At 56.7% G+C, this 26958-nt stretch carries 28 protein-coding genes and 2 tRNA genes; 15 read left to right on the forward strand and 15 right to left on the reverse strand.

The annotated features are described in order from the left end of the window. Positions 1-214: 214 nt before the first annotated feature. Positions 215-1363: a cyclopropane fatty acyl phospholipid synthase gene (gene cfa, locus L6R44_RS04595; RefSeq protein WP_237423419.1), complete on the forward strand. Its 1149-nt coding sequence runs from the start codon at positions 215-217 to the stop codon at positions 1361-1363. Positions 1364-1394: 31 nt separating this feature from the next. On the opposite strand, the gene L6R44_RS04600 is transcribed toward cfa, so the two are convergent. Beyond that, positions 1395-2036, reverse strand: coding sequence for a riboflavin synthase (locus L6R44_RS04600; RefSeq protein ID WP_032639973.1), 642 nt, complete (start codon positions 2034-2036; stop codon positions 1395-1397). Between the two features lie 225 nt (positions 2037-2261). On the opposite strand from L6R44_RS04600, the gene mdtK reads away from it, so the two are divergent. From mdtK to L6R44_RS04620, 4 genes are all read left to right on the forward strand, one after another. Further along, positions 2262-3635: an MdtK family multidrug efflux MATE transporter gene (gene mdtK / locus L6R44_RS04605; protein ID WP_237423420.1), complete on the forward strand. Its 1374-nt coding sequence runs from the start codon at positions 2262-2264 to the stop codon at positions 3633-3635. 153 nt (positions 3636-3788) lie between these two features. Continuing rightward, a tRNA-Val gene (locus L6R44_RS04610) sits at positions 3789-3865 on the forward strand. Positions 3866-3869: 4 nt separating this feature from the next. Then, positions 3870-3946 (forward strand) — tRNA-Val (locus tag L6R44_RS04615). Positions 3947-4063: 117 nt separating this feature from the next. Continuing rightward, positions 4064-5659: an FAD-NAD(P)-binding protein gene (locus L6R44_RS04620; protein ID WP_237423421.1), complete on the forward strand. Its 1596-nt coding sequence runs from the start codon at positions 4064-4066 to the stop codon at positions 5657-5659. A gap of 28 nt (positions 5660-5687) precedes the next feature. On the opposite strand, the gene L6R44_RS04625 is transcribed toward L6R44_RS04620, so the two are convergent. Both L6R44_RS04625 and L6R44_RS04630 read right to left on the reverse strand, forming a co-directional pair. After that, positions 5688-6323 (reverse strand): carbonic anhydrase, encoded by a 636-nt coding sequence (locus tag L6R44_RS04625; RefSeq protein WP_025758321.1) that lies wholly within the window; start codon positions 6321-6323, stop codon positions 5688-5690. A gap of 72 nt (positions 6324-6395) precedes the next feature. Next, positions 6396-7178: an MBL fold metallo-hydrolase gene (locus L6R44_RS04630; RefSeq protein ID WP_237423422.1), complete on the reverse strand. Its 783-nt coding sequence runs from the start codon at positions 7176-7178 to the stop codon at positions 6396-6398. Between the two features lie 125 nt (positions 7179-7303). Here L6R44_RS04630 and L6R44_RS04635 point away from each other — a divergent pair, with 125 nt between their 5' ends. Beyond that, entirely contained in the window at positions 7304-7444 is a 141-nt protein-coding gene (locus L6R44_RS04635) for a hypothetical protein (RefSeq protein WP_032639964.1), read from the forward strand. Positions 7445-7494: 50 nt separating this feature from the next. Here L6R44_RS04635 and L6R44_RS04640 read toward each other — a convergent pair whose 3' ends face one another. Together L6R44_RS04640 and L6R44_RS04645 are read right to left on the reverse strand one after the other, a co-directional pair. Further along, entirely contained in the window at positions 7495-8901 is a 1407-nt protein-coding gene (locus tag L6R44_RS04640) for a DUF1996 domain-containing protein (protein WP_237423553.1), read from the reverse strand. A 145-nt stretch (positions 8902-9046) separates the two neighbouring features. Next, entirely contained in the window at positions 9047-9214 is a 168-nt protein-coding gene (locus L6R44_RS04645; RefSeq protein ID WP_032639960.1) for a hypothetical protein, read from the reverse strand. A 246-nt stretch (positions 9215-9460) separates the two neighbouring features. On the opposite strand from L6R44_RS04645, the gene L6R44_RS04650 reads away from it, so the two are divergent. The 4 genes from L6R44_RS04650 to L6R44_RS04665 are packed head-to-tail and all read left to right on the forward strand — an operon-like array spanning position 9461 to position 12554. Then, on the forward strand, positions 9461-10291 hold the full coding sequence (locus L6R44_RS04650; RefSeq protein WP_237423554.1) for an ABC transporter substrate-binding protein: 831 nt from the start codon (positions 9461-9463) through the stop codon (positions 10289-10291). Position 10292: 1 nt separating this feature from the next. Beyond that, positions 10293-11108: an amino acid ABC transporter ATP-binding protein gene (locus L6R44_RS04655; RefSeq protein WP_237423423.1), complete on the forward strand. Its 816-nt coding sequence runs from the start codon at positions 10293-10295 to the stop codon at positions 11106-11108. After that, entirely contained in the window at positions 11108-11884 is a 777-nt protein-coding gene (locus tag L6R44_RS04660) for an amino acid ABC transporter permease (RefSeq protein WP_237423424.1), read from the forward strand. Before L6R44_RS04655 ends, L6R44_RS04660 begins: the two co-directional genes overlap by 1 nt. Continuing rightward, a complete protein-coding gene (locus L6R44_RS04665) occupies positions 11868-12554 on the forward strand; it encodes an amino acid ABC transporter permease (protein ID WP_237423425.1) in 687 nt (228 codons plus the stop codon). Before L6R44_RS04660 ends, L6R44_RS04665 begins: the two co-directional genes overlap by 17 nt. Here L6R44_RS04665 and fumD read toward each other — a convergent pair. The 4 genes from fumD to L6R44_RS04685 all read right to left on the reverse strand — a co-directional run bounded on the left by fumD (position 12535) and on the right by L6R44_RS04685 (position 15377). After that, positions 12535-12744 (reverse strand): fumarate hydratase FumD, encoded by a 210-nt coding sequence (gene fumD, locus L6R44_RS04670; protein WP_023343959.1) that lies wholly within the window; start codon positions 12742-12744, stop codon positions 12535-12537. The two genes, L6R44_RS04665 and fumD, sit on opposite strands and share 20 nt — an antisense overlap. A 110-nt stretch (positions 12745-12854) precedes the next feature. After that, complete coding sequence (locus tag L6R44_RS04675) at positions 12855-13667, reverse strand: MetQ/NlpA family ABC transporter substrate-binding protein (protein WP_010430254.1); 813 nt, start codon at positions 13665-13667, stop codon at positions 12855-12857. A gap of 26 nt (positions 13668-13693) precedes the next feature. Further along, a complete protein-coding gene (locus L6R44_RS04680; RefSeq protein ID WP_032639952.1) occupies positions 13694-14362 on the reverse strand; it encodes a methionine ABC transporter permease in 669 nt (222 codons plus the stop codon). Further along, a complete protein-coding gene (locus L6R44_RS04685) occupies positions 14355-15377 on the reverse strand; it encodes a methionine ABC transporter ATP-binding protein (protein WP_032639950.1) in 1023 nt (340 codons plus the stop codon). The genes L6R44_RS04680 and L6R44_RS04685 overlap by 8 nt, the downstream gene beginning before the upstream one ends. Before the next feature lie 398 nt (positions 15378-15775). Between L6R44_RS04685 and L6R44_RS04690 the strand changes: the two genes are divergently transcribed. The 5 genes from L6R44_RS04690 (at position 15776) to lpp (ending at position 20639) form a co-directional block, all read left to right on the forward strand. Further along, positions 15776-17146 (forward strand): pyridoxal-phosphate dependent enzyme, encoded by a 1371-nt coding sequence (locus tag L6R44_RS04690; RefSeq protein WP_237423426.1) that lies wholly within the window; start codon positions 15776-15778, stop codon positions 17144-17146. 11 nt (positions 17147-17157) lie between these two features. Beyond that, entirely contained in the window at positions 17158-18303 is a 1146-nt protein-coding gene (locus tag L6R44_RS04695) for a trans-sulfuration enzyme family protein (protein ID WP_237423555.1), read from the forward strand. Positions 18304-18376: 73 nt separating this feature from the next. Beyond that, on the forward strand, positions 18377-18673 hold the full coding sequence (ynhH, locus tag L6R44_RS24985; RefSeq protein WP_420909240.1) for a protein YnhH: 297 nt from the start codon (positions 18377-18379) through the stop codon (positions 18671-18673). A gap of 7 nt (positions 18674-18680) precedes the next feature. Continuing rightward, the gene (pykF, locus tag L6R44_RS04700; protein ID WP_237423427.1) at positions 18681-20093 is read left to right on the forward strand and encodes a pyruvate kinase PykF; all 1413 of its coding nucleotides are present in this window, start codon (positions 18681-18683) and stop codon (positions 20091-20093) included. Between the two features lie 309 nt (positions 20094-20402). Beyond that, positions 20403-20639, forward strand: a complete 237-nt coding sequence (lpp, locus tag L6R44_RS04705) for a murein lipoprotein Lpp (RefSeq protein WP_001082307.1) — start codon at positions 20403-20405, stop codon at positions 20637-20639. 60 nt (positions 20640-20699) lie between these two features. On the opposite strand, the gene ldtE is transcribed toward lpp, so the two are convergent. The 6 genes from ldtE to sufB all read right to left on the reverse strand — a co-directional run bounded on the left by ldtE (position 20700) and on the right by sufB (position 26951). Next, positions 20700-21713 (reverse strand): L,D-transpeptidase LdtE, encoded by a 1014-nt coding sequence (gene ldtE, locus L6R44_RS04710; RefSeq protein WP_237423428.1) that lies wholly within the window; start codon positions 21711-21713, stop codon positions 20700-20702. Between the two features lie 97 nt (positions 21714-21810). Next, on the reverse strand, positions 21811-22227 hold the full coding sequence (sufE, locus tag L6R44_RS04715) for a cysteine desulfuration protein SufE (protein WP_032639939.1): 417 nt from the start codon (positions 22225-22227) through the stop codon (positions 21811-21813). A gap of 14 nt (positions 22228-22241) precedes the next feature. Next, positions 22242-23462 carry a cysteine desulfurase SufS gene (gene sufS, locus L6R44_RS04720; RefSeq protein WP_032639937.1) on the reverse strand — a complete coding sequence of 407 codons (1221 nt, stop codon included), beginning with the start codon at positions 23460-23462 and terminating at the stop codon, positions 22242-22244. After that, positions 23459-24730 carry a Fe-S cluster assembly protein SufD gene (gene sufD / locus L6R44_RS04725; protein WP_237423429.1) on the reverse strand — a complete coding sequence of 424 codons (1272 nt, stop codon included), beginning with the start codon at positions 24728-24730 and terminating at the stop codon, positions 23459-23461. Before sufD ends, sufS begins: the two co-directional genes overlap by 4 nt. Further along, the gene (gene sufC, locus L6R44_RS04730) at positions 24705-25451 is read right to left on the reverse strand and encodes a Fe-S cluster assembly ATPase SufC (protein ID WP_032639933.1); all 747 of its coding nucleotides are present in this window, start codon (positions 25449-25451) and stop codon (positions 24705-24707) included. The genes sufD and sufC overlap by 26 nt, the downstream gene beginning before the upstream one ends. 9 nt (positions 25452-25460) lie before the next feature. Beyond that, a complete protein-coding gene (sufB, locus tag L6R44_RS04735) occupies positions 25461-26951 on the reverse strand; it encodes a Fe-S cluster assembly protein SufB (protein WP_237423430.1) in 1491 nt (496 codons plus the stop codon). Positions 26952-26958: the final 7 nt, after the last annotated feature.

The following is a 26958-nucleotide window of genomic DNA, read 5'->3' on the forward strand; positions in this document are numbered from 1 at the left end:
AATTTGGTTCGATTAAATACGATAAATATTAAGTGTTAACGGGAGCCGGAATGCTCCCGTTTTACCATGGAAGGCATTTCGGCAAGGGTTATCTCCCTTCCTCTGTTCTACGTCGGATACTAGCCTCGCGGTTTTTACCGTGAGATTTCTCACAAACCAAAAAAGCGTCTACGCTGTTTGAAGGTTCTGATCACATCAGAGTGATGGAGAAGCTATGAGTTCATCGTGTATAGAAGAAGTCAGCGTTCCGGACGACAACTGGTCCCGGATCGTCAGTGAACTGTTAGGTCGAGCAGGCATCACTATCAATGGTTCATCACCATCCGATCCTCAGGTTAAACATCCCGACTTTTTTAAACGCGTATTGCGAGAGGGATCGTTAGGCCTGGGCGAAAGCTACATGGACGGCTGGTGGGAGTGTGAGCGCCTGGATACCTTTTTCGCCAGCGTGCTGCGTGCCGGTCTGGAAAATCAACTCCCTCGCCATCTGAAAGACACCCTGCGCGTCGCCTCTGCCCGACTGTTTAATCTGCAAAATAAAAAACGCGCATGGATCGTCGGTAAAGAGCATTACGATTTGGGCAATGACCTGTTCAGCCGGATGCTGGACCCTTTCATGCAATACTCCTGTGCCTACTGGAAAGACGCGTCAACGCTTGAGGAGGCACAGCAGGCCAAGCTGCGTCTGATCGGCGAAAAACTGCAGCTACAGCCCGGCATGCGCGTGCTGGATATCGGCTGCGGCTGGGGTGGGCTGGCGTATTTTATGGCGAAGCACTATGACGTCAGCGTGGTCGGCGTAACGATTTCAGCGGAACAGCAAAAAATGGCTCGGGAACGCTGCCAGGGCCTCGACGTAGATATCCGCCTGCAGGATTACCGTGATCTGAACGAGCAGTTTGACCGGATCGTTTCCGTCGGCATGTTCGAGCACGTCGGGCCGAAAAACTACGATACCTATTTTGAGGTCGTGGATCGTAACTTAAAACCGGACGGCATCTTCCTGCTGCACACCATCGGCTCTAAGCGGACCGACAATAACGTTGACCCGTGGATCAACAAATACATCTTTCCGAATGGCTGTTTACCGTCCGTTCGCCAGATTGCCAACGCCAGTGAATCCCATTTTGTCATGGAAGACTGGCATAACTTTGGCGCGGATTACGACACCACGCTAATGGCATGGCATGCGCGTTTTCAGGAGGCCTGGCCAGAGATTGCGGACAACTATTCTGAACGATTCAAGCGAATGTTTAGCTATTATCTGAATGCCTGCGCGGGGGCGTTTCGCGCGCGGGATATTCAGCTCTGGCAGGTTGTTTTCAGCCGCGGAATTGAACACGGCCTGCGGGTCGCACGCTAAAAAAATAGCCCCGTTGAACCGGGGCTATTTTTTATTCTTCTTCTACGTTCTTTATTATTGCCGCTTCTTTTGCCGCCAGCACGCGCTCAACCGTATCCACCACCGCCTGGGTTTGCGGATCGATTTCGATATTCACGCGATGCCCCAGCTTTTTCGCACCAAGCGTAGTGCGCTGCAGCGTTTCAGGAATTAAATGCACGCAAAAGCGCGTTGGCGTCACTTCCCCCACCGTCAGGCTAATCCCGTCAATGCCAATAAATCCTTTATAGAGGATGTATTTCATTAATGACGGATCCTGCATTTTAAACCAGATTTGACGGTTATTTTCCGAGGTGACGATTTTCGCAACTTCAGCGGTGGTCATGATGTGCCCCGACATCAGATGGCCGCCAATCTCATCGCTGAACTTCGCTGCCCGTTCAACGTTGACGGTATCGCCCACCGCCAGCTCGCCCAGGTTGGTGATCCGCAGCGTCTCTTTCATTAAATCAAAGCTAATCTGGTTACCGTTAATTTCGGTGACGGTCAGGCAGCAGCCGTTATGGGCAATCGACGCGCCGGTTTCGATGCCCTCAAGCATATATTCCGGCAGCTCTACAACATGCGTACGAAAATTAGGTTTTTCATCAATGGACACCACTTTGGCAGTGCCCTGTACAATACCAGTAAACATGCATACAACTCCTGTTTTTTCCGGACGGTGGTGACACCGTTTAATCCCACCACAATAACAGTTGGAAAAACAGGTTGCCAGCGGAGCGCATTTTCTGGCGATTTTTTCACTAGATAAATAGCTAAAGCCCGCTACAATAGCTGGCACCCCCCTGCTTTTTCTTCTTGCTGCCCGTTTCGGCGGCTTTTTTAGTCTCTCAAATAACTAGAATATAAAGGTGTTCACGTGCAGAAGTACATGAATGAAGCGCGGCAGTTATTGGCACTGGCGATACCCGTGATCGTCGCACAGGTTGCCCAGACCGCAATGGGATTTGTGGATACGGTAATGGCCGGCGGCTACAGCGCCACCGATATGGCGGCCGTCGCCATTGGTACATCAATCTGGCTTCCGGCCATCCTGTTCGGTCACGGTCTGCTGCTCGCGCTGACGCCGGTTATCGCTCAACTCAATGGTTCGGGGCGTCGCGAACGCATTGCCCATCAGGTCCGCCAGGGGTTCTGGCTGGCCGGATTTGTTTCCGTGCTGATTATGGTTGTGCTCTGGAACGCCGGTCATATCATTCGCGCGATGGATAACATCGATCCGGCACTGGCTGACAAAGCCGTGGGCTATCTGCGTGCCCTGCTCTGGGGGGCACCGGGCTACCTCTTCTTCCAGGTGGCGCGTAACCAGTGCGAAGGCCTGGCGAAAACCAAGCCCGGGATGGTGATGGGCTTTATCGGTTTGCTGGTTAATATTCCGGTGAACTATATCTTTATTTACGGTCATTTCGGGATGCCGGAGCTGGGCGGCGTCGGCTGCGGCGTGGCGACGGCCGCCGTTTACTGGGTGATGTTCTTCTCGATGATCGTCTTTGTAAAACGCGCCCGTTCCATGCGCGATATCCGCAACGAGAACAGGTTTAGCACGCCGGACTGGAACATCATGACGCGTCTGGTGCAGCTAGGGTTGCCAATTGCACTCGCCCTGTTCTTTGAGGTGACCCTGTTTGCCGTGGTCGCCCTGCTGGTTTCCCCGCTGGGCATTGTGAACGTGGCCGGGCACCAGATTGCGCTCAACTTCAGCTCTCTGATGTTCGTCCTGCCGATGTCGCTGGCGGCGGCGGTAACGATTCGCGTTGGCTTTCGCCTGGGTCAGGGCTCAACGCTGGATGCGCAAACGGCCGCCCGGACCGGGCTGGGCGTCGGCGTCTGCATGGCGGTCTGTACGGCGCTCTTTACCGTTGCGTTACGCGAGCAAATTGCCCTGCTCTACAACGACAATCCTGAAGTGGTCACGCTGGCTTCGCACCTGATGCTGCTGGCCGCGATTTACCAGATTTCTGACTCCATTCAGGTCATTGGCAGCGGCGTGCTTCGCGGCTATAAAGACACGCGCTCCATCTTCTTTATCACCTTTATCGCCTACTGGGTGTTGGGTCTGCCGTGTGGCTATATCCTGGCCCTGACCGATCTGGTGGTTGAGCGCATGGGGCCCGCCGGGTTCTGGATGGGCTTTATCATCGGCCTGACGTCGGCGGCAATTATGATGATGATGCGCATGCGCTTCCTGCAGCGCCAGCCATCAACGATCATTTTGCAACGCGCTGCACGTTAAATACGCAGTAGCCGCCGCCCGGCGGCTACTTTCTCTTCACTTTGCGCGGTAATACAGCAATCGCGTGAAATCAGAGAGAAAATTGCATTTTCCCTCTTGCCACCTCGGTGCTGTGCCGCTAATATTCGTCCCCGTTGTCACCGACAACACGTTGCGTTCATAGCTCAGTTGGTTAGAGCACCACCTTGACATGGTGGGGGTCGTTGGTTCGAGTCCAATTGAACGCACCATTCTGCGTCCGTAGCTCAGTTGGTTAGAGCACCACCTTGACATGGTGGGGGTCGGTGGTTCGAGTCCACTCGGACGCACCATTTCAGTCCTGAAATGGTGCAAATCCTCTTCTGATATCCTGAATTTTCCTAATCCTTCATTTTTATTACCGTTCTCCTGCTACGCTTTCCTCATGGAAAAAAACAGGAAGACCGTCGATGAAGAAAATCGCCATTATCGGTTCCGGCCCAACAGGGATTTATACCTTTTACGCGCTTCTGAACAACCCGCAGCCGCTTGCCATCTCCGTGTTTGAACAAGCTGATGAAGCGGGCGTAGGCATGCCCTATAACGACGACGATAACTCGCGTCTGATGCTGGCAAATATCGCGAGCATTGAAATCCCGCCCATTTTTATGACCTACCTCGACTGGCTTAAGGGCCAGAGCGACGCCCATCTGGCGCGCTTTAAGGTTGATAAAGCCAGCCTGCACGACCGGCAGTTTCTGCCCCGGCTCCTGCTGGGCGAGTATTTCCTCGACAGCTTCCGGTCTATCGTAAAAGAGGCGAAAAAGCGGGGATTTCAGGTTGATGTTCATGAATCCGCCCGGGTCACCGATATCGCACCCGCGAAAGAAGGCGTTACGCTTTCCGTCAACGACGGCGCCTTTCCTGAACGCTTCGACCTGGCGGTGGTGGCCACCGGTCACGTCTGGCCAGAGGAGGAGGAAGCCACGCGCACGTTCTTCCCAAGCCCCTGGTCCGGCCTGATGGACGCCAGCATTCCTGCCTGCCGGGTCGGCATTATGGGCACATCGCTGAGCGGTCTCGACGCGGCCATGGCGGTCGTGATGCAGCACGGTGCCTTTCGCGACGATAGGTTCGTGCTGGATAAAGGCAGCGAGGCGCTGAAGATTGTCCTGATGTCCCGGACGGGCATTCTGCCGGAAGCCGATTTTTACTGCCCTATCCCTTATGAGCCGCTGTCGGTGTTGACCGAACGCGTGGCCGAAAGCGAGATTTACAAGGGATCTGATGGCCTGCTCGACCGCATCTTCACCCTGATGGTCAAAGAGCTGCAGCTCGCCGACCCGACGTGGTGCGAGAAAATATCGCTGCATACGCTAAATGCGGACAGCATTCGCGAGGCCTGGTTTGAGGATCGTAAACGGCACGGCCCCTTTACCTGGGCAGAAGATAACCTGAAAGAGGTGGAAAAAAATAAGCGCGAGCGCCGCACCGTGGCCTGGCGCTATACCGTGCTTCGGCTGCATGAAGTGGTTCAGGCGATCGTACCCCATCTCAACGAGCGAGACGCTAAACGCTTCAAACAAGGGCTGGCGCGGGTATTTATCGATAACTACGCGGCGATCCCTCCGCAGTCGATCCGCAGGCTGCTCGCGCTTCGTGAAGCGGGCATCATTAGCGTGGCGGCGCTCGGTGAGGATTACACGCTGGATATTGGCAGCGATCGAACGGTTATCACCACAAAAGAGACCGTTTACCGTTTCGACGTTTTTATTGACGCGCGCGGGCAAAAGCCGCTCAAAACGAAAGATCTGCCCTTTCCAACGCTGCGAAAACAGCTGGAAGCCACGGGCGAAGAGATACCCGACATCGGCGAAGATTACACCCTGAACGCGCCTGACGCCGTACGCGGTCGCATTGCCTTCGGCGCAATACCGTGGCTGATGCACGATCGTCCCTTCGTTCAGGGTCTGGCGGAGTGTGCGGAAATTGCGAAAGCCATGGCGAAAGCGGCGGAAAGACCCGCGTCGGGATCGCGGCGGAGATTACCGTATACTGAGGACTGACAGGGCTTCCATGCCCTGCTGTTGCGGATTACTCGAAGAACACTTCCGGGTTTTCAGACAGCGAAACGAAGGTTTTCGTGCCTTTATCCAGCGCAAGGATTTCGCCGCTTTCAATGTCGTACACCCAGCCGTGCAGGCGGATGGAATTATTACGCAGGCCCACCGCAACGGACGGATGGGTCTTAATGTTGCTCAACTGCGCAAACACGTTCTCCTGCACCATCGCGTTGACCTTATCGATCGGCTTATCCCAGGTTTTCTTCTCTACCACGGCCTTCGCCGCGTCGGAATAGCGCAGCCAGTGTGACACGGCCGGCATTGGCTCCAGGTTGGCGTTATCGGCAATCGCCTTCATCGCCCCGCAGTTGGAGTGACCGCAAATCACGATATCCGTCACGCCCAGCGCCACGACGGCGTATTCGATGGTGGCGGAGACGCCGCCAGGCTCCGGCCCGAACGGCGGCACAATGTTACCAGCATTACGAATGACAAAGAGTTGTCCCGGCTCTTGCTGGGTGACCAGTTCCGGGACCAGACGGCTGTCGGAGCATGAGATAAACAGCGCTTTGGGATTCTGGCTGGACGCTAAACTGCGGAAGAGCTCTTTACGTTGCGGGAAAATCTCTTTTTGAAAGCTGAGAAAACCTTCAATGATATGTTGCATAGCAATGTCTCTTTTATCTGTTTTAGTTTAGGTATGATCAAGATCACACTCGTAAAGTTTACCCACCGCGCTTCACTTCAGACAAGCAATATATTTCTGGCCCGACCGCTGGACAATCTCGTCCGCGCTGGCGAGGATGTTTTGCCCTTCGAACGCGCCGTAAAGACGTTGAAACGTTCTGCCTTCCAGATGACGCACGACCGACGCCACGGCGCGGGCCGGTAGCGGGAGATAGTTTGGGTAGCTCCACATAAACGATACGGCGTCTTTACCCGGCGTGACCTGCAAAATATCGCCCACCAGCAATACTCCGCCCTCCTCCTGCCAGTGCAGCACCGTTCCACCGGCAAAATGCCCGCCCAGACGCAGCAGGGTGACCGACGGGAAAATCTCCAGCGCATCCCCCTCCCAGAAGTGAATGGCCGGACTGTCGCGCATGACCCACTCTCTGTCGCTGGCGTGCAGGTACACCGGCGCATCAAACGCCGCAGCCCACGCCTGCATCGTGGTGTAGTAGTGAGGATGTGAAATCGCTATCGCGCTGATGCCGCCGAGGGCGGTGATGAGCGTTTTAGTTGCGGGATCGAGGTTGGCGATGCAGTCCCAGAGAATATTGCCGTGGGGCGTTTGCAGAAGCAGCGCCCGCTGGTTAATCGCAAAAGCAGGGACCGTTTTAATTCCGAACAGCCGCGGCTCCAGCTGCTGCCATTTGTTGCTATGCGTGGCGGTGAGCGCGTCGAGATCGGTCCACGCCTGACCCGTGGCAGGAACATACTGGCGTTCATCTTCGCAAATGGGACATCTGTCCGGCTGGGCATCGTAGGCGGTTCCGCAGGTTTTACAGAGGGTAATCATGTGCTCTCCTCAGCGATAAAGCACTGAGTATGGCAGGGATTATCCTTATGTGCTGCGAGGTTCATTGCTGGCTTTTTTTGCCCTATACTGTGCCAGTATCAAAAACTGAACAGAGCAGGTGCCACATGGAAATTGATCTCGATAACTTAGTCTTTAGCGGTCTGGATGAAGCAGAAGAGCGTAATGCGGAACGTCTGGACGATGCAGACAAAAAAGCGCAGGCGATTGTCGCCGACGATGACTGCGGTGATGCCTGCAAGATCTGATAAAAAAAGCACCGGTCAGCCGGTGCTTTTTTTTGGCACTCAACGGAGCGCTACAGTTCGGGCGTCTTTTTAAACCCCGTTAACATCAATACCAGGCTTTGGGCCGAAGAAGCCGGTTCAAACTGGTAATGGTTTCCCTGACGGTCGCCGCCGATATACCACGAGATTTCGGTTTTCCCTTCAGCCAGCGCCTTGCGCACGGCCTTGTCGACATCCACCATTCTGTACTCTTTGGAATGATTGAGATACAGCACGGCATCGGATTTATAGCTACACGCCGGGCGGTCAGTCCAGCTCACCGTTGCAGGGTCCCAGTCGCTGCTGGCCGGATAGAAGAAGATCTGATCGGCCCCGTCAGTTTCTACCTTACCGCCGTAAATGCGAACGCGATATTTAAACAGAGAAGGATCCTGCCCCGCGGGCAGCGGCGGGATCGTAAACTTCACCAGCGAGAGGGTCTCACTGTTTTGGGTTCGGCCTCCGTTCTGCCAGTTATCCTGCACCAGCAACACCTGCGGCTGAGGTTGGGAGAGCCCCGGCTCGAGGCTGCTTAGCCAGACGTTTGCCTGCGCTTTTGAATAGGCATAGGGCACGGTCGTGCCACAGTCCAGTCCGCGATTCATACAGAGCTCGGTCATAAAGCGCGCGCCCTCATCCGTCCAGCCGTTCATAAAATCAGCATGAGCGGTGTAAAGACTTCCCCAGCGCTCTTCGCGCTCGTTGCCATGCATAATCGGGTCGAGGGAAAGCTCGGCTTTGCCGGTATCGAGAGAGGTGATGGTCGGAAGCACATAGGCGATGTTCATGTTCACGGTTGGAATTTTTACCGGAAACGCCGTCGGGCATTGCCCTTTCGTATCGTATGTCGCGTTGGCAATGCCGTGAGCGGGTTTGAGATTCACGCCATCCCAGCAGTTGGGGAACTGAATACCGATATTAAACTGCACGGCGTCTCCCGCCTTTCGTAACCCGCAAACCTCCCCCGTTTTGGTTGTGTAACCTTTGCCGTTAGCACACAGGAAAGTGATGTGCGGATTGGGCGCAGAGCCGTGGTGATCTCCCGCCAGCAGCGAGAGCCCCGCCGGGAAAGGCTGCAGCGGCCAGGATTCCACATTCGAAGCCTGATAGTAGGTTTTCTGATACGCAGGTTTTACGATCGTGCCGTCAGGCAGCCGCAGCGAAGGTGCCCAGTATGCCGAGCTATCCGCTTTGTTATCGCAGGTGGTGTCTTCCCGCTTGCGCAGGGTTTCCCGGGTCGAGCCGGCATCGGTGCGCGTATTGCCGAAGAAGTCATGCAGCATGGCCTCATTGGGCCTGCCAAACATCATGATGGCATCATCGCCAAGCGTATGGGAGTAGCCGCAGACAACATGAGCCTGTGGCCCAGCGTGTGCCGCATGCATTGCGAGAAGTAGCGCAGGGGCTGAAAGCGTCGTTGTTAACGTGGTCCGTTTCATCATTATCTCCATTAATGAAAGGACCTATAGGTAACAAACAACGGGTTAATTAACCGAATGATTCACCGGGTACTTTTCCGCTCATTGTGGCTTTACATACGTCACGCACAGCTCATTCCAGTACATTTCGCGCGTGCGGCGCAGTTCAGCGTGACGTTTTATCATGGAACCACTCCGGGTCAATGTTCGCAACGTCCACGCCATACAGGCTGGCGACGGGCAGGATTGACTCAAGAACACGTTGCGCGCTGTTCTCCGCATTCACTGGTCGGCTCGCAAAGAACCGCCGTAACGTGCTGATCCATTTTTTCATCGTCTTACCCTCTCTCGCCGTGTCTAATCTCAGTTAAACACCCAAACGTCGCGCGGGGGAAATACCAAAATCCACTGTTGATGTGCAGGATCTGCAAATAGCGCCCTGTCCTTTTTCACTCTTCATTAACACCTTGTTCACTAATGCTTTTTTGCTCATAGCAAAGAACGATTTCTTATTTGGCGATAGCTTTCCCTTATGGGAGCGTAGCGGGGTAAAACAAAAACAACGGGATGGCGTATGACTATGGCAGCAAAAATGAAAGGGTTCAACAAACGGGCACTGGTTCTGGGATTGCTGGCGGCGGGCAGCCTGCTTTCAGCGCAGGCGCAGGCCGATCGGCTGGCGGATATCAAGGCAGCAGGGGTAGTGAAAGTGGCCACCTTTGACGCCAACCCGCCGTTTGGCTCGATTGATGCTAAAACGCATGAAATCGTGGGTTACGACGTGGACTTTGCCAGGGCGCTGGCCAAATCGCTCGGCGTGAAGCTTGAGCTGGTTGCCACCAATCCGGCCAACCGTATTCCTCTTCTGCAGTCCGGGAAAGCCGATCTGATCGTGGCGGATATCACCATCACCCCGGAACGCGCGCAGGTGATTGATTTCTCAACCCCTTACTTTGTGACCGGCCAGCAGTTCCTGGTGCCGGCGAAATCACCGGATAAGCTTGATGACTATAGCCGGGCGCGCATTGGCGCGGTCAAAGGCACGACCGGCGAGCAGGCGCTGCACCAGCGTTTCCCGCAGTCCCGCGTGCTCTCTTATGACGATATCCCCCTGGCGCTGACGGCGCTGCGCAACGGTAACGTACAGGCCATCACCCAGGACAGCACCATTCTGGCGGGTCTGCTGGCGCAGGCGCCGGACAAAGCCAACTTCAAAATTCTGCCCGACCTGCTCAGTAAAGAAGAGATTGGCGTGGGGGTGAAAAAAGGGGAAACCGCGCTGCTGAAGGCCGTCAACGACGAGCTGATTAATCTCGAGAAGAGCGGTCAGGCGGCCAAAATATACGACGTCTGGTTTGGTCCAGGCACCCCAGCACCCCAGCCTCGCGCCTTTAAAATAGAAGCCAGATAATATGCTCTCAGGTTTATTTTCACACTCCGCGGCCGGTGCCGCGGATTTTTCACATCTGGAACAGGCCAGCGTCGAGTTTCGTCATGTGGACAAACGCTACGGCGACCATCAGGTGTTAAACGACATTAATCTCACCATCACGCCGGGGGAAGTGGTTGCCATCCTCGGCCCGTCGGGATCCGGAAAATCCACCCTGATCCGCCTTATCAACCAGCTTGAAACCCTGAGCGGCGGGGAGATCCTGGTCGACAACAAGCCAACCGGAACGCTTTCCGGGACCGGGCTGCGCCAGCTGCGCAGCCGCGTGGGGTTTGTGTTCCAGCAGTTCAATCTTTACGCCCATCTCACCGCCAGCCAGAACATCACCCTGGCCCTGGAACACGTTCACGGCTGGAAGCCGCAGCCCGCCCACGAGCGCGCGCTGGCCCTGCTGGAGAAGGTCGGCATGCTGGAAAAAGCCCACCATTTCCCGGCAGAGCTTTCCGGTGGACAACAGCAGCGCGTGGCGATTGCCCGCGCCCTCGCCTCTTCACCGCAAATTATTCTGTTCGATGAACCCACCTCCGCGCTGGATCCGGAGATGATTGGTGAAGTGCTGTACGTAATGAAAGCCCTCGCCCACAGCGGGATCACCATGATTGTCGTGACCCACGAGATGCAGTTTGCCCGGGAAATTGCCGACCGAATTGTCTTTATCGACGGCGGGCAAATTCTGGAAACCGCGCCACCGGCGCAGTTTTTCAGTCAGCCATCGCATCCGCGCGCGCAGCGGTTCCTGCAAAAGGTGCTCGACCCGCTGCATCAGGAGCATCCTTAATGCCCGCGCTCGACTGGCAGGGGGTACTGACCGGACAGCCTCTGCAATGGATACTCTCCGGATTTCTCACCACCCTGTGGGTCACGCTTGCCGGGATAATGCTGGCCAGCCTGCTCGCCCTGCTCTTTATGCTCCTGCGCCTTTCCGGCGGACGACTCGGGAACGCGGTCGTCAGCGGCTGGGTATCACTCTTTCGCAATACCCCGCTGCTGGTGCAGCTACTGTTCTGGTATTTTGCCGCCTGGAACGGGCTGCCGCAGGCGTTTCGCGACGCGGTCAACGCGGATCACAGCTGGTCGATTCTGCCCGGCAACGTCTGGTGGTTTACGCCCGAATTTTTATGCTCTGCCTGGGGGTTGGGCGTTTTTACCTCGGCGTTTTTAATCGAAGAGGTGGAAGCAGGATTGCGTTCCGTGCCCGCCGGGCAGCGGGAGGCGGCGCTCGCCCAGGGATTCTCCACGTGGCGCTTGTTTCGCTTCATCCTTCTGCCGCAGGGCCTGGCCAACGCCTGGCAGCCCGTTGTGGGGCAGTACCTCAATCTGATGAAGCTCTCCTCGCTCGCCAGCGGAATTGGCTTTGCTGAGCTGACCTATCAGGTCAGGCAGATTGAGAGCTATAACGCGCACGCGCTGGAGGCCTTTACCGTCGGTACCGCTCTCTACCTGCTGACCGGCCTGGTTATGGGGATGGTGCTGGTTCGCACTGGCCCCCAGGCGAAACGTCAGCGTCCAAACGTCGCCACCTCAGGGAGTGAAAAACATGATTGCCGGACTTAACGTCATCACCGATAACCTCGATTATCTGCTGTGGGGGCGCGCGGCGGCCGGTGAACCGGGAGGCGTATTGCTCTCGTTAATGATGGCGGCCGGGGCCGCCGTCATCGCGCTGCCCGGCGGGATAGTGCTCGCGAGTCTGGCCTGGCGCTTTACCGGGCTTGTGCGAAAGGCCCTCTTTTTGTGGGCTGAGCTGATTCGCGGGATCCCACTCATCTTCGTGATTTTCTGGATGTGGTATCTCCTGCCGCTGATGGCCGGAGGCGATCTGCCGGGGGCGCTGACCGTCACGCTGGCGCTGGCCTGGTTTACCGCGGCAACCGTGATGCACTCGGTGCTGGCCGGGCTTAACGCGCTGCCTTCCGGGCAGCACGAGGCGGCGCTGTCTCAGGGGTTCAGCACCCGGCAAATCCTCCTGCGCGTGCTGCTGCCGCAGGCGCTGAGGAATATTCTGCCGTCTCTGGTGGGAATTTTTATCAGCCTGCTGAAGGATACGTCGCTGGCGTTTATCGTCAACGTCCCGGAACTGACCACGGTGGCAGGACAGGTCAACAACCGGGTGCAAATCTACCCGGCGGCCATTTTTATCTTTACGGGCGTGGTCTACTACCTGCTCTGCTGCTCGCTTGAGCAGCTTGCGAAGCGCTGGCACCTTACCCGGCCAGCGCTTTAACCACCGTTTCCATCGCTTCGGTTGTCAATGCACTGCGCTTAACGCGCTGGTTCGCCAGCGCGGTGCGCAGGACGCCGGCGATGACAATATGCTTTGGCTCCTGCCCTAAATCACGCATCTCAAGCACCACCTTTCCGACCACCCGGCACATCTCCTGGTACAGCGCTTCATCTTTGGTCACGTTACCCATCGTCATCACTCCATTGCCTGTTAAACGTTGAGCTTAAATGATTCTCCTGCCGGATACAAAAAAGAAGCCCGGCGAGAGACTCGCCGGGCTTCATCTTTAAAATCAGTAAATTAGTTGTTTACCGGAATGACCGCGCCTTTGTATTTAGTGCGGATCCAGTCCTGAATCTCTTTCGAGTGCAGCACGTTCACCAGCGCGACGATATCTTTCTTCTTCTCGTCACCGCGATGCACGGTAATGATGTTGGCGTACGGGTTGTTTTCACCGCTCTCTACCGCAATCGGGTCGTGAACCGGATCCAGACCGGCGTCAATCGCGTAGTTGGCGTTGATCACCACCGCGGCACCTTCATCGTTGTTATACATCTGCGGCAGCAGGGACGCCTCCACGTTAGGCGTGAACTGCAGCTTTTTCGGGTTCTCGACGATGTCGCTGATGCGCGCGGTCACTTTATCAATGCCCGGCTTCAGCTTGATCACGCCCTCTTTCTCAAAGATGGAGAGAATGCGCCCCTCTTCAGAAACCGCGTCACGCATGATGATCTTGCCACCTTCCGGCAGGTCCTTCAGCGACTTGTATTTTTTAGAGTAGATGCCGATAGGCTCAATGTGGATCGCGCCCGCGCTGACGAAATCGTAGTCCTTATCGCCCGCATGATCCTTCAGCACGCTATTCAGGTACGGAATGTGCTGGAAATAGTTTGCGTCGATGTCACGGCCCGCCAGGGCGGTGTTCGGCAGAATGTAGTCCTGGAACGGTTTAATCTCCAGGTCGATACCCTGCTTCGCCAGAATCGGCTTTGCCTGCTCCAGAATTTCGGCGTGCGGCGTGTTGGATGCGCCCACGGTCAGGGTGTCGGCCCAGGAGGCGAAGCTCAGGGCGCTCAGGGTTGCGGCGGCGATCAGCGTCAGCGTTTTTTTCATGATGGGTTCCTGTGTGTTTTTAGAGATTATCTTTTGTCTAACAATGAAGTAATGACATCGCCGCAGAACTGGATAATGAAAACGATGATCAGAATGGTCACCGTTGCCACCAGCGTGACGTCACCGTGGTTGCGCTGGAATCCTTCCAGATAAGCCAGATTTCCCAAACCACCGGCGCCAATCACCCCCGCCATGGCGCTGTAGCTCACCAGCGCGATAAGCGTCACCGTAATACCCGATACCAGTGCAGGTGATGATTCCGGCAGTAAAACTCGAAACACGAGCGTGCTGAGCCGTGCGCCCATCGAGCGCGTCGCTTCTATCACGCCTTTATCCACTTCACGCAGGGCGATTTCCACCAGGCGTGCGTAGAACGGTGCGGCACCGACTATCAGCGCCGGCAGCGCCGCGTTGGCGCCAAGAATGGTGCCGACGACGGTCTTGGTAAACGGGATCAGCAGAACGATCAGAATGATGAACGGAATTGAGCGGAACACGTTCACCACGATCGACATGACGCTATACACCGTGCGGTTGTGGAACAGCCCGCCGCGCGCGGTTAAAAACAGCGTCAGACCCAGCACGATGCCCAGCACAAAGGTCGCTACGCCGGAAAGCGCGGTCATATACAGCGTCTCCAGCGTCGCCGCCCAGAGCTGATCCCACTTGAGGTGCGGAAAGAGATTCTCAGCCATGTTTAATTACCTCGCCTTCAATATCGCTGTGCTGCAGGTCGGCGAGGATATTGTTCAGTTGTTCATCGGATGCCGCGACGTGGACCCAGAGTTGCCCGAAAACGCCGTGGGCGGTTTGCGTCATTTTCCCGTGCAGGATGTTAAACGGCAGGCCGTAGCGCAGGGTCAGTTCACCCACGATCGGCTTATGCGTGCTGTGCCCGGTAAAGGTCAGTCGGATGACCGTACCCTCCAGATCGTTTGCCAGTTCGGTATTGAAGGTTTCCTCCTCGGCGTACTGGCTTACCTGGCGGACAAACTGCTGCGTAATCGGCTGCTGCGGATGGGTAAAGACGCTCAGCACGTCGCCCTCCTCCACGACTTTACCGTTCTCCATTACCGCCACGCGGTCGCAGATCTTGCGCACCACGTGCATCTCGTGGGTGATCAGCACGATGGTCAGGTTGAAACGACGGTTGATATCCAGCAGCAGATCGAGGATCTGATCGGTGGTCTGCGGGTCAAGCGCGGAGGTGGCTTCATCGCAGAGCAGCACGTCAGGGTTGTTCGCCAGGGCACGGGCAATACCCACGCGCTGCTTTTGTCCGCCGCTCAGCTGCGACGGATAGGCATGCTCACGCCCCTTCAGGCCAACCAGCTCCACCAGCTCCGCAACGCGGGCGGCGATTTTTGCTTTCGGCACGCCGGCAATCTGCATAGAGAACGCAATGTTTTCGCGCACCGTGCGCGACCACAGCAGGTTGAAGTGCTGAAACACCATGCTGATCTTCAGGCGGGCCTGACGCAGCGCTTCACCTTTTGCCGCCGAAATGTCCTGTCCGTTAACGGTGACGCTGCCGGTGCTGGGTTTTTCCAGACCATTGAGCAGACGAATCAGCGTGCTTTTACCTGCCCCGCTGTAGCCGATAATTCCGTAAATCTGTCCCTGTGCTATCGTCAAATTGACGTTATCAACGGCAGTGAGTGCCACCTTTCCGTTGTCAAAAACCTTCGAAATATTGCTCAGTACAATCATTCTTATTCGTTATCCGTGCCGCCGTGGCGGTTTAGAAGTATGGATGTCCAAACGAGTGTAAACAGGCGTTATCAGCTTTTAAATGAACAAAAAAGAATGTGTTATAACTTTGGGGAATAAACGCGGATTTACATGGGGGAAAGCATTTAGACCAATTTCAGCAATGATTATCTGCCGACTGCATATCTGCCGGATGACGCGCGCGAAAAACGGTCGTTTTTGCAGCATTTTATGCCAATATAGCCATCCTCACATCCAGACAACTTTACGTCTTGCTGTCCTGACGTCCAGAAATAGCATTTATATTCCTTTCTGTTCTAAACTGCAGTGAAGGGTTCTTTATTGCCAAAATTTCACCGCCCTATCATCTCGTCATGACATCCAGAAGGGAAAACATCATGACGATTTATCACTCCGTCACCGAACTGATTGGCCGTACCCCGCTTATCCAGCTGCATAAGCTTGATACCGGTCCCTGCTCGCTGTTTCTGAAGCTGGAAAACCAAAATCCGGGCGGTTCGATTAAGGATCGCGTTGCGCTGTCGATGATTAACGAAGCGGAGCGCACCGGCCAGCTGCAGCCTGGCGGCACGATTATTGAGGCCACGGCGGGCAATACCGGCCTCGGTCTGGCCCTGATCGCCGCCCAGAAGGGCTACTCGCTGCTCCTGGTGGTGCCGGACAAAATGAGCCGCGAGAAGATTTTCCACCTGCGCGCGCTGGGTGCCCAGGTGGTGCTGACCCGCTCCGACGTTAACAAGGGCCATCCCGCCTATTACCAGGATTACGCCCGGCGTCTGGCGAACGAACTGCCCGGCGCGTTTTACATCGACCAGTTCAACAACGACGCCAACCCGCTGGCGCACCGCACCACCACGGCGCCGGAACTGTACGAGCAGCTTGAGGGCAAGATTGACGCCATCGTGGTTGGCGTCGGCTCAGGCGGTACGCTGGGCGGCCTGCAGGCGTGGTTCGCCGAGCACTCTCCGCAAACGGAGTTTGTGCTGGCTGACCCGGCCGGATCGGTGTTGGCCGACCAGGTAGAGACCGGGCGCTATCGCGACGCGGGCGCCTGGCTGGTTGAGGGAATTGGCGAAGACTTTATTCCGCCCCTGGCCCACATCGAAGGGGTGAATCGCGCCTGGCGCATCACCGACCGCGAGGCCTTCGCCACCGCGCGCGATCTGCTGAAAACGGAAGGCATTCTGGCGGGCTCGTCGAGCGGTACGCTGCTGGCGGCCGCGCTGAAGTATTGCCAGGCGCAGACCGCGCCGAAGCGCGTGGTGACCTTCGCCTGCGACAGCGGGAATAAATATCTCTCGAAGATGTTTAACGATGACTGGATGCGCCAGCAGGGGCTCATCACGCGCCCTCAGGCCGGCGATCTCTCCGACTACATTGCCCTGCGCCACGATGAAGGTGCCACCGTCACCGCCGCCCCGGACGACACGCTCTCAACCGTCCTGGCGCGCATGCGCCTGTACGACATTTCCCAGCTGCCGGTGCTGGAGAACGGCAAGGTAGTGGGCATTGTCGACGAGTGGGATCTCCTGCGGCACATCGGCGGCGACGGCGATCGCTTCGCGCTCCCGGTGACGGCAGCCATGACGCGTCAGGTCGAATTTCTTGATAAACGTGCCCCGGAGAGCGCCCTGCACGCCATCTTCGACCGCGGCCTGGTGGCCGTGATTAATGACAACGACCGTTTTCTCGGTCTGATTACGCGCAGCGACGTTCTGACCGCCTGGCGCAACCGTCTTCAGCAATAAAGGAACAGATGATGAAAAACCTGGCCACCCTGAGCGTACACAGCGGCGAGTTCAACGACCAGCACGGCGCCGTCATGCCCCCGATCTACGCTACCTCGACGTTTGCGCAACCGTCGCCCGGCGAGCATACCGGCTATGAGTATTCCCGCAGCGGCAACCCGAGCCGCCACGCGCTGGAAACCGCCATTGCCGAACTGGAAGGCGGCACGCGGGGCTACGCCTTCGCTTCCGGGCTCGCGGCCATCTCAACGGTGCTTGAGCTGCTGGACAAAGACAGCCATATCGTCGCCATTGATGACGTTTACGGCGGGACGTATCGCCTGATTGAAAACGTGCGCAAGCGCAGCGCCGGCCTGCAGGTCAGCTGGGTTAAGCCGGACGATTTAGCGGGGCTTGAGGCCGCCATCCGCCCGGATACCCGTATGGTATGGGTAGAAACGCCAACCAACCCGCTGCTGAAGCTGGCGGACCTGGCGGCCATCGCGGCGATCGCCCGTCATCATAACGTCATCAGCGTGGCGGATAACACCTTCGCGTCGCCGGTAATCCACCGTCCGCTGGAGTCCGGTTTCGATATCGTGGTGCACTCCGCCACCAAATACCTGAACGGACATTCTGACGTGGTGGCCGGGCTGGCGATTGTCGGAGATAACCCCGCGCTGGCGGAGAAGCTCGGCTATCTGCAGAACGCGGTGGGGGGCGTTCTGGATCCGTTCAGCAGTTTTCTGACCCTGCGCGGTATTCGCACGCTGGCGTTGCGGGTAGAAAAGCACAGCAGCAACGCGCTGACGATTGCGCAATGGCTGGATCGGCATCCTCTGGTCGAAAAGGTGTTCTATCCCGGCCTGGAATCGCATCCGCAGTATCAGCTTGCCCGCACGCAGATGGCGCTCCCCGGTGGGATGATTTCCGTGGTGGTCAAAGGCGATGCGCAACGCGCCACGGAGGTGATCCGCAGCCTGAAGTTGTTCACCCTCGCGGAAAGCCTGGGCGGCGTGGAAAGTCTGGTGAGCCAGCCCTACGGCATGACGCACGCCTCGATTCCGCTGGAGCAACGGCTGGCAAACGGCATTGTGCCGCAGCTGATCCGTCTTTCAGTGGGGATTGAAGATCCCAAAGACCTGATTGCCGACCTCAGTCAGGCGCTGCAAAAATAAGCAATATGCGGCAGGTCAATCCCCTGCCGCCATAAGTTGTCATCATGGCTTAACGCCTTGATAACAATATTATGTGAAACTGCACAGATTATTTCTGAAACACCGTTTCCATTTTCCTTTTATCTTAAAATCAGCGTATAATGCGCGCCAAATCCCTGGTGAATGGTTTCAGCGCTTGGAATACAAAAAACAACGTACAACTTCTCCTCTCCTTCGTTGGGCTGTCACTCAGGCACACTTTCTTCTGCACGCTCATTTGATGTCTCCTATCCTTAGTGCGTGTCATATACTCTTTTGCAACACAGGTTTGACTCTGCGGCGGTGCGCCCCCGGAGCGAGATTTCCATATCCTTCCCAACTTAAAGACTAAGACTGTCATGAAAAAGACGAAAATTGTTTGTACTATCGGCCCGAAAACCGAATCTGAAGAGATGCTGAGCAAAATGCTGGACGCCGGCATGAACGTGATGCGTCTGAACTTCTCCCACGGCGATTACGCTGAACACGGCCAGCGCATCCAGAACTTGCGCAACGTGATGAGCAAGACCGGTAAAAAAGCCGCCATCCTGCTGGACACCAAAGGTCCTGAAATCCGTACCATCAAGCTGGAAGGCGGCAACGACGTCTCTCTGAAAGCGGGTCAGACCTTCACCTTCACTACCGACAAATCCGTTGTGGGTAACAGCGAAATCGTTGCCGTGACCTACGAAGGCTTCACCAGCGATCTGTCCGTCGGCAACACCGTGCTGGTCGACGATGGTCTGATCGGTATGGAAGTCACCGCTATCGAAGGCAATAAAGTTATCTGTAAAGTGCTGAACAACGGCGACCTGGGCGAAAACAAAGGCGTTAACCTGCCGGGCGTTTCTATCGCGCTGCCAGCACTGGCTGATAAAGACAAACAGGACCTGATCTTCGGTTGCGAACAGGGCGTTGACTTCGTTGCAGCGTCCTTCATCCGTAAGCGTTCCGACGTGGTTGAGATCCGTGAGCACCTGAAAGCGCACGGCGGCGAGAAGATCCAGATCATCTCCAAAATCGAAAACCAGGAAGGCCTGAACAACTTCGACGAAATCCTCGAAGCGTCTGACGGCATCATGGTAGCCCGTGGCGACCTGGGCGTTGAAATCCCGGTTGAAGAAGTGATCTTCGCGCAGAAGATGATGATCGAGAAATGCGTTCGCGCGCGTAAGGTGGTTATCACCGCCACGCAGATGCTGGACTCGATGATCAAAAACCCACGCCCAACCCGCGCAGAAGCAGGCGACGTGGCTAACGCCATCCTCGACGGTACCGATGCGGTCATGCTGTCCGGCGAATCCGCTAAAGGGAAATATCCACTGGAAGCGGTCGGCATCATGGCGACCATCTGTGAACGTACCGACCGCGTGATGACCAGCCGTCTGGACTTCAACAACGACAGCCGCAAGCTGCGTATCACCGAAGCCGTCTGCCGCGGTGCGGTAGAAACTGCTGAGAAACTGGAAGCGCCGCTGGTTGTGGTTGCGACTCAGGGCGGTAAATCTGCGCGCGCCGTGCGTAAATACTTCCCGGATGCCACTATCCTGGCCCTGACCACCAACGAAACCACCGCGCGTCAGCTGGTGCTGAGCAAAGGCGTCGTTGCCCACCTGGTCGAAGAGATCGCCTCTACTGACGATTTCTACATTCAGGGTAAAGCACTGGCGCTGGAAAGCGGCCTGGCGCAGAAAGGCGACGTTGTCGTTATGGTTTCTGGTGCGCTGGTACCAAGCGGAACGACCAATACTGCATCCGTTCACGTGCTGTAATAATTCACGAACGAATTAATTTTGATAAAAAGCGCCCAATGGGCGCTTTTTTTATTCCCGGCATTAGCCAAAGTCATTCAAATTGCAAATCGGGTTTTTCTATTTAATTGCGAATTATCTAAGACGAATCCGATGATAAATACCTTTTTTTACTTAGATTTTTGCTCCAAAAGGGTCGATTCGATGCTTCTTTGAGCGAACGATCAAAAATAGGTGTATTCCCATCAAAAAAATATTCTCAACCCAAAAAACTTTGTGTAATACTTGTAACGCTACATGGAGATTAACTCAATCTAGAGGGTATTAATAATGAATCGTACTAAACTGGTACTGGGCGCGGTAATCCTGGGTTCTACTCTGCTGGCTGGTTGCTCCAGCAACGCTAAAATCGATCAGCTGTCTTCTGACGTTCAGACTCTGAACGCTAAAGTTGACCAGCTGAGCAACGACGTGAACGCAATGCGTTCCGACGTTCAGGCTGCTAAAGACGACGCAGCTCGCGCTAACCAGCGTCTGGACAACCAGGCTACTAAATACCGTAAGTAATAGTACCTGTTAATAAAATGGCGCACATTGTGCGCCATTTTTTTTGCCTGCGTCAAACCACTACTGCGTCACCTTCTCCCCTTCCTCTTCCGCGACCGCTGCCGATACCCGGCTGTTCTGCACCGACAACACGCTATTGCTGGCCGACGGACCGCTGCCCGACGACACCAATACCGGGATCCCGGCACGACGTGACAGGGCTTTATCAATCAGCGCCCTATCGCTCCCGGACTGAGAAACAAAGGTCGCGAAGTCTGCGGAATGGGTAATGGGCGAAACCTGCGGATTTTCACCTTCAACCTGCGCCAGCGGGCGGTGAACCTCTATATAGCGTTTTCCATCCGGCTCCACGGAAAACTTCACGGGTTCATTGATAATCTGTACCCGCGTGCCCACCCGCACCTGTTCGAACAGGGCCTTAATGTCCGGGGCATTCATCCGCATACAGCCGGAGCTGACGCGCAGGCCGACGCTGTCCGGCGCGCTGGTGCCGTGAATGAGATATTCCCCATTTCCCACGCCTAAACGCAGGGCGAAGCGTCCCAGAGGGTTATTTGGCCCGGCAGGGACCACCGGGGGCAGTTTAATGCCCTGCTCGAGAGAGCGTGCTCTGATGCCCGGCGTGGGCGTCCAGGTAGGGTTAGGGATTTTCTGACTCACGCGCGTGGTCGTCACCGGCGTTTCCAGCCCCAGCTGTCCGATGCCGAGCGGAAAGACCTGAACGATGTTTTCACCCGGCGGGAAGTAGTAAAGCCGAAGCTCTGCGAGATTGACGACAATTCCCTCGCGCGGCGTGTCCGGCAGCAGCATCTGCGACGGGATGGTAATCACGGTTCCCGGCGCGGGATTGACCGGCGCTATCGTATTGTTCGTTTCCAGAATCACCTGCGCCGCCGTATTAAACCGGCGGGCGATGGTCTGCAGCTTATTATCCCCTTCCTGTATCGTGTAGGTTTGATTTTGCCCAATCAGGCGACTGCCTGCGGACGGCAAGGGATAGTCCATCGCGCGGGCCGAATTAACGGCACCGAGCGAACTGAGGAGTAATAGCGTTATAACAGACGCGCGCTTCATGCTGAGATTCCTTATTCACTGACAGAACGCCAGAAAGCTGAAAAACCAGCGAGGCGGGAACCACCTCGCGAAACAGAATGAATGCTGTTCTGTAAGTCTAGCTAAGGATTGCCGCTTTGGCGCGAATGGCGCGAATCATCGCTTCCAGTCCCTGAGAACGGGACGGCGTGAGGTGCTGGGTCAGGGCCATTTTTTCAAACCACGGCCGAACATCAAACGCGACGATATCCTGCGCCGACATCTGCTGGTAAAGGCTGAAGACGACCGCAATAAGCCCTTTAACAATGGCCGCATCGCTGTCGCCGCGTAATTCGATAGTGCCGTCATCCGACTGCGCCATCACAATCCACACCTGGCTCTGACAGCCCTGAATGCTGTTCGCCGGGCTATGCGCCTCTTCGCCGAGCGGCGGCAGGCGCTGCCCCAGCTCAATGATATAGAGATACTTCTCTTCCCAGTTTGCGCAACGCGAAAAGTTACGCAGCAATTTATCTTTATCCGGCAGTTCCGCCATCGTATGCCTCTCCGTTAGCCCAGCAGCTGGTGGATGCGCTTAAGCCCCGCCACCAGCCTGTCGACTTCTTCCGTTGTGTTGTACATCACCAGCGACGCGCGGCACATGGCCGGTACCTGGTAAAACGCCATCAGCGGCATGGCGCAGTGGTGACCGGTGCGCACGGCCACGCCGTAATTATCGAGGAAACTGCCCACGTCATAGGCGTGATGCTTCCCGAGATTAAACGCAATCACCCCCTGACGATCGGCAGGCCCATAAAGGGTCAAATCCGGCACGCTGGCAAGCTCCGCCAGCGCATAGTGCATCAGCAGCTGTTCGTACTCCTGGATGGCGTCAAGGCCAATTGCAGAGACGTAAGAGACCGCCGCGCCCAGGCCGATAATCCCGCCGGTGTTGGGCGTCCCCGCCTCAAAACGCCACGGTGCGCGGGCATAGGTCGTGCCTTCCGTCAGGCTGACGGTGGCGATCATCGACCCGCCACCTTCCCACGGCGGCATCGCCTGCAGGATGTCTTCTTTCACGTACAGCACGCCAATCCCGGTCGGCCCGTAAAGCTTATGGCCTGAGAACACGTAGAAATCGCAGTCCAGCGCCTGGACGTCAACGGCGTGGTGCATCACCGCCTGGGCGCCGTCAATCAGCACCTTCGCGCCAGCCTGATGGGCTTTCTCAACAATCTCTGCCACCGGGTTTTCCGTTCCCAGCACGTTGGACACCTGGGTAACCGCCACCAGCCGCGTGCGGTCATCCAGCAGCGCGTCAAGCTGCTCGAGCTGCAGCGTCCCGTCGACATTCATCGGGATCACACGAAGCTGCGCCCCCACGCGCTCGCAGAGCATCTGCCACGGCACGATGTTGGCGTGGTGCTCCATCTGGGTGATGATGATGTTATCCCCCGCGTGGACCTGCGCGTTGCCCCAGCTGTTGGCAACCAGGTTGATCCCTTCGGTGGTTCCGCGCACGAAGACCAGCTCTTCAGGCGAACGGGCATTGAGGAAAGCGGCCAGCTGCGTGCGCACGTTTTCCATCCGCTGGGTCGCCTCGGCGCTCAGGGTGTGGATACCGCGGTGCACGGCGGCGTAGCCGTGGCGATAAAATTCGGCCTCCGCATCCACCACCTGATTCGGCTTCTGGGCGCTGGCCGCGCTGTCCAGATAGGCCAGCGGCAGACCGTTAACTTCACGGGTCAGAACCGGAAAATCTGCCCGAACCTTCTCGACGGGAAAACTCATGCTTCGCCTCCAGGCAGACGCTGACCGATTCGCGCCAGCACCTGCTGTTTTAACTCACCATCGTGCAGCGCTTCCGTCAGTTCGGCGGCAAACGCATAAATAATCATCTTCTGCGCCGCCTGCTGGTCGATACCGCGGGAACGCAGGTAGAACATCTGCTCGTCGTCGATGCGCCCCACCGTCGCGCCGTGGCTGCACTTCACGTCGTCGGCGTAGATCTCCAGCTGCGGCTTAGTGTCCACTTCCGCCAGGCGCCCCAGCAGCAGATTGTTGTTGGTCATCTGCCCGTCGGTTTTAATGGCGTGCTGCGCCACGTTGATCAGGCCGTTAAACACCGCGCGGCCTCTGTCGCTGACGATGGTTTTATGCAGCTGGCGGCTGTTGCAGTAGCCTTTGTTGTGCTCCAGCCAGGTGCGCGTGTCGCAGACTTCTGATTTGACCGGCATCGCAAGGCTATTAATGCGCAGCGTGGTGTTTTCACCGTTAAGCTGCGTGCTGGTATTGTGGCGCAGCACCGCTCCGCCGAGCAGGAAGCTATGGCTGTACGCGGCGGCATCCTGACCCAGGACAATGTCGTTATGGGCAAAGTGGTGGCTCTGGGCATTCTCAAACGCCAGCTTGACGTGGTGAAGTTGGGCATTAGCGGCAACGTTCATCGTCAGACGCGACCCGGTAAAGTGCCGCGTCTCGTTGAGGCTGACGTAATGTTCGATAACCGTGGCCTCTGCCCCCTCCGCCAGCTCAAGATGGTGGCGATAGTGCGCGGTGTTAATTTCGTCGCCGTCCAGACCCTGGGTGACGTGCATCAGCAGCAGCGGCTTTGCCGGACGCTGGTTTCGCTTCACGCGGATGTGCGTCACCCCGCGGGCCAGGCTCTCGGTCAGGTGCAGGAACACTTCGGGCTGAACCGGGGCGCTCAGGGGCTGGCGATCGTCGTTGACCTCAACCTCAAATCCGCTCGCCTCGGAAGCGTCGCTTAGATCCGGACGGTACTCGCCGTCGACAAACACCAGGCACACGGCATTCACGCGCAGAGCAAGCGCGTCGCGCTGTGCAGGCGCGAGCTCCGCCAGACGGGTCACGAACTCGGCGTTGAGCAGGCCATCAAGCGGGGTGTATTTCCAGTTCTCATGCTTGCGCGTCGGCAGGCCGAGACGCAGCATCTGCTGCAGATGCTGCTGCGCCTGCTCAGAGCGCGTGCCGCCCTGGGCTTCAAACAGCCTGTGCCACTGCTGGAGCGCATTACTGCTGTTCGGTAAGCCAGCCATAGCCCTGCTCCTCCAGTTGTTTAACCAGCGTGAAATCACCGGATTTCACAATACGCCCCTGGTAAAGCACGTGGACGTAATCCGGCTTGATGTAGTCCAGAATGCGCTGGTAGTGGGTGACGATAATGAACGAACGCCTGCCGTCGCGCAGGGCGTTTACCCCGTCAGCGACAATCTTCAGGGCATCGATATCCAGACCGGAGTCGGTCTCATCCAGAATGCACAGCTCGGGCTCCAGAACCGCCATCTGCAGGATGTCGTTACGCTTCTTCTCGCCGCCGGAAAAACCGACGTTCACCGAGCGGGTGAGCAAATCTTCCGGCATTTTCAGCAGCTTGATTTTCTCTTCCATTAAATCCTGGAAGTCGAAGCGGTCCAGCGCCTCCAGCCCGCGATATTTTCGCACCGCGTTCAGCGCCGTCTGCAGAAAGAACTGGTTGCTGACGCCCGGAATTTCAACCGGGTACTGGAAGGCCATAAAGATGCCCTCGCCCGCGCGGTCTTCCGGCGACATCTCCAGCAGATCTTTGCCGTTAAACTCCACCGAGCCGTGGGTCACCTCGTAATCTTCGCGGCCCGCCAGCGTCGCAGAAAGCGTGCTTTTCCCGGAACCGTTCGGCCCCATGATGGCGTGAACTTCGCCCGGCTTGACGTCAAAATTGAGGCCACGCAGGATGGCTTTATCTTCTACGCTGACCTGTAAATCTTTAATGCTTAACATGTGCTTTCCTTAACCGACGCTGTGTTCAAGACTAATGGCGAGGAGTTTCTGAGCTTCAACGGCAAATTCCAGCGGCAGTTCAGAGAACACGTCCTTACAGAAGCCGTTTACAATCATCGAGATGGCGTCTTCTTCGCCGATCCCGCGCTGCAGGCAGTAGAAGAGCTGATCTTCCCCAATCCGCGACGTGGTCGCCTCGTGCTCAAGCTGGGCCGTGTTGTTACGGCACTCAACGTACGGGAAGGTATGCGCCCCGCAGTCTGCCCCAATCAGCATCGAGTCACACTGGGTAAAGTTTCGCGCATTGGTCGCCGTCGGCATGATTTTCACCAGCCCGCGATAGCTGTTCTGGCTATGTCCGGCAGAGATCCCTTTCGAGATGATGGTGGATTTGGTGTTTTTGCCGATGTGGATCATCTTGGTGCCGGTATCGGCCTGCTGATGGCCGCTGGTCAGCGCCACCGAGTAAAACTCGCCGATGGAGTTATCCCCGCGCAGGATGCAGCTCGGGTATTTCCATGTGATGGCGGAGCCGGTTTCCGACTGGGTCCACGACATCTTGCTGTTTTCGCCTTCGCACAGCGCGCGCTTGGTGACGAAGTTCAGGATACCGCCGGTATTGCCGTCCCCCGGGAACCAGTTTTGCACCGTGGAGTATTTCACCTCGGCGTCTTTGTGGATGATGACCTCTACCACCGCAGCGTGCAGCTGGTAGCTATCGCGGACCGGGGCGGAACACCCTTCGATGTAGCTGACGTAGCTGCCTTCATCCGCCACCAGAATCGTCCGTTCGAACTGGCCGGTTTTTTCCGCGTTGATGCGGAAATAGGTGGAAAGCTCCATCGGGCAGCGCACGCCCTTCGGCACGTAGATAAAGGTGCCGTCAGAGGCCACCGCCGCGTTGAGCGCCGCAAAGAAGTTGTCGTTAGAGGGCACCACGGTCCCGATGTACTTTCTCACCAGTTCAGGATGATCGTGGATCGCTTCGCCGAAGGAGCAGAAGATGATCCCCTGCTCTGCCAGCTTCTCGCGGTAGGTAGTTGCCACAGAGACGGAGTCGAAAATAGCGTCAACCGCCACCTCTTTCCCTTCGCGCACCGGCACGCCCAGCTGGTTAAAGGCCTCTTCCACCTCTTTGCTGAGGAAACCGTTGTCCGCGCCGGTTTGCTGCACCGCGCCGGGCTGCGAGGCGCAGGTGTCATCGCAGCTGCCGCAGGACGGCGCAGAGTAGTAGCTGTAGTCCTGATAGTTCAGCTTGTCATAATGCGCTTTCAGCCAGTGCGGCTCTTCCATCTCCAGCCAGGCGCGGAAGGCGCTCAGGCGAAACTCAAGCATCCACTCGGGCTCGTTACGTTTCGCCGAGATCGCCCGCACGACGTCTTCATTGATGCCTTTTGCCAGCTCATCGGTCTGCAGCTGGGTGAAGAACCCCTCTTTGTAGTTGAGGTGCCCACCGCTCCAGGTATTTACTTCACTCGTTGCTTCAGTATTACGAGACATAGTTCCG

It is taken from the genome of Enterobacter cloacae complex sp. ECC445, from assembly GCF_021892025.1.
Taxonomy (GTDB): Bacteria; Pseudomonadota; Gammaproteobacteria; order Enterobacterales; family Enterobacteriaceae; genus Enterobacter; species Enterobacter chengduensis.